Origin of the sequence: Streptomyces sp. (genome assembly GCF_035563135.1) — a bacterium.
Lineage (GTDB): Bacteria > Actinomycetota > Actinomycetes > Streptomycetales > Streptomycetaceae > Streptomyces.
This window is the reverse complement of record NZ_DATMVN010000015.1, coordinates 1-2,100: the sequence shown is the minus strand read 5'-3', so window position 1 is coordinate 2,100 and position 2,100 is coordinate 1. Positions and strand designations below refer to the sequence as shown.

At 69.0% G+C, this 2,100-nt stretch carries 2 protein-coding genes and 1 tRNA gene; 2 read left to right on the top strand and 1 reads right to left on the bottom strand.

The window, feature by feature from the left end; genetic code table 11:
- Window positions 1-637: 637 nt before the first annotated feature.
- Window positions 638-940 carry a hypothetical protein gene (locus VN520_RS00880; protein ID WP_325744872.1) on the top strand — a complete coding sequence of 101 codons (303 nt, stop codon included), beginning with the start codon at window positions 638-640 and terminating at the stop codon, window positions 938-940.
- Window positions 941-1,025: 85 nt separating this feature from the next.
- The gene (locus VN520_RS00875) at window positions 1,026-1,706 is read left to right on the top strand and encodes a DUF6766 family protein (RefSeq protein ID WP_325744871.1); all 681 of its coding nucleotides are present in this window, start codon (window positions 1,026-1,028) and stop codon (window positions 1,704-1,706) included.
- 166 nt (window positions 1,707-1,872) lie between these two features.
- Here the strand turns inward: VN520_RS00875 and VN520_RS00870 are convergent.
- Window positions 1,873-1,945, bottom strand: a tRNA-Ala gene (locus VN520_RS00870).
- Window positions 1,946-2,100 lie beyond the last annotated feature (155 nt).

Sequence of the window (2,100 nt, the reverse complement as noted above, 5' to 3'; positions counted from 1 at the left end):
GTTGGTCTGTCCAGCGACGGCAAGCCCGCCGAATGCCAGCCCGGCAACCACTGACCAGCACGCCTCAACCGCTCGCTGGAACGGGACCTGGGCCGCGGGCTGCTTGACACGGTCGGCGCTGAAGGTGGTGAATCCCACCGGCAACATCGCACTCGAGGCAGCAGCCGCGTTTCTGCCTGGCCTCAGCCACGCGCTGGAACTGACCTACCGGACCCGGGAGACAACGACATGACGTCGGGCCGGTCTGCAGCGGGGCAGCCACGCAGCTGGCGCCTGACCGCAGCCTGCACTCCGGCCGCGGACGCACCGACCAAAGGTCGACAACCGCGTTCAACAGCCGCCGGGCGGTGGTGCGGGGCTGTGTGCCCAACGGATGGAGAGCGAAGGTCGGCGTGACCAAGCGGGTCTGATCGAAGACATGAGAGAGCCCATCCGTCCGGTACCCCCCACCAACTCGGCGCGGGCACTCATGGCGCCCTGGCGGCGTCACCCCAAAAGGTGATGGCGGTTCGCCGGGGTTTGCCGACCGCCAACAGAGGAGATTCCGATGATCATGGGCCGTCGGTGGAAATCCCGGGCACTGGGAGCGCTACTGCTCACCGCGCTATCCGGCTGTACCAACGCCGACGAGCCAGGCGTGCGAACCGTCGCATCGTCCTTTGCAGCCGGTGATGCACAGGTCCGCTGCGGGCTGCTCGCGCCGGCCACCCGCACCTCGCTCGAGCTCGACGAGGGCAGTGCCTGCATCGAGGCCATCGGCGAGCTGCCGCTCGGCAGCGGCGATGTCGACTCCGTCGCGGTGTGGGGTGAGGACGCCTTGGTGCAGCTGAGCGACGACACGTACTTCCTCACCCGGGACGACAGCGGGTGGCTGGTCAGCGCCGCGGCCTGCGAACCCGGCGGCGACGGGCCCTACGAATGTCAGCTGGAGGCGTCGTGAGAGGCGTGCGTGGCGTCTACGTGACCTACCTGGTGCTCATCATCGCCGGGGTCGCCTACTGCACAACGCTTGGATTGCTGGGCAGATGAGCGTCCGGGAGGTCGTCCGGAACAACGGGCTGAGCCTGGCCTTCGGCGGGCTGTTCCTCGGCTCGCTGGTCGGTCAGGCCTTGTCCGGCGCCGCGGACTTCAACGAGCAGCGGGAGGCGCAGGGGCTGGTTGCGCTGTCCTTGGGTCGCTACCTGACCTCTTCGTCCTTCGCCGTCGACGTGATGGAGAACTGGCAGTCGGAGTACTTGCAGTTCTTCCTCTACGTCTTCGCCACCGTCTGGCTGGTGCAGCGCGGCTCGGCAGAGTCCAAGGAGGCGCACAAGATCGGCCCTGAGACGGACGAGGAACAGCGCGTCGGTGAGCACGCCCGGCCCGACTCCCCGGCCTGGGTGCGCGGCGGCGGCTGGCGGACGACGCTCTTCTCCCGGTCGCTGGGATTCGTGATGGGCGGGTTCTTCCTGCTCACCTGGGGCGCGATGTCGGTGGCCGGCTGGGCCGCCTACAACAGCGAGCAGCTCACCGACCACGAAGACCCGGTCAGCTGGCTGGGCTACCTCGGCCGCCCGGACTTCTGGAGCCGCACGTTCCAGAACTGGCAGTCGGAGTTCCTCGCCGTCGGTTCGATGGCGATCTTCGCGGTCTACCTGCGGCAGCGCGGCTCACCGGAGTCCAAGCCGGTCGGCGCGCCCCACGGCGACACCGGCGACACCGGCTGAGGTGAGGACCGTGAGATGTCAGCACACAAGCCACAGCAGCCGCTCCTTCAGGTGGCTCCCGCGACGCCGGCGACACCGCCGCTGCACCGACGCCGGCGGACCAGCACGGATCACCACGAACGAGTCAGGCCGCTCTCCGGAACGGAGAACGGCCTGCTCAGAGGGGTGGAGCTGAGGGGACTCGAACCCCTGACCCCCACACTGCCAGTGTGGTGCGCTACCAGCTGCGCCACAGCCCCGTTCCGACCCGGTCTGGTGCGTCCGGGCCGTCGACAACGATACAGGCCCGCAGCCCTGCTCCCGGCGGGGGGTCCGGGAACGACCCCTGCCGTGTCCTTCCCCCGCGGGCGTTGATGCGGGACCGTTGACCCATGCGCACCGTCCGCCAGCGACC